Origin of the sequence: Marinobacter flavimaris, assembly GCF_002933295.1 — a bacterium.
In the GTDB taxonomy this organism is placed as follows: Bacteria; Pseudomonadota; Gammaproteobacteria; order Pseudomonadales; family Oleiphilaceae; genus Marinobacter; species Marinobacter flavimaris.
This window is the reverse complement of record NZ_PSSW01000057.1, coordinates 1-346: the sequence shown is the minus strand read 5'-3', so window position 1 is coordinate 346 and position 346 is coordinate 1. Positions and strand designations below refer to the sequence as shown.

Sequence of the window (346 nt, the reverse complement as noted above, 5' to 3'; positions counted from 1 at the left end):
AACTGGCAACCTTGGAATTCGTCCCGCCTTCATCAGGTCGGTGAGCATATGTTGCAAGACCTGCGCTCTGCCCACGGCAAAGGCCGGAATCAGTATATTGCCCCCTTTGTCGACCGTTTCGTTGACGATGTCCGCCAACTGCGACAACGGGTCCGCATCGTCGTGGCGACGATTGCCATACGTTGACTCCAGCATCAGCATGTCCAGAGCTGGCAGAGGCGCAGGTGGCCTCATGAAAATATCATTGAGGCGGCCCACATCGCCGGAAAAACCGACGCATTTACCTTCCGCCTCGATGATGACACAGGCCGCCCCGAGAATGTGCCCGACCGGTCGCAGATGAAAG

Annotated in this window: 1 pseudogene; it reads right to left on the bottom strand. The window is 57.5% G+C overall.

Annotated features, from left to right (window positions below):
* Positions 1 to 346: pseudogene (locus tag MDHKLMBL_RS20735) on the bottom strand (MBL fold metallo-hydrolase); the annotation flags it as partial.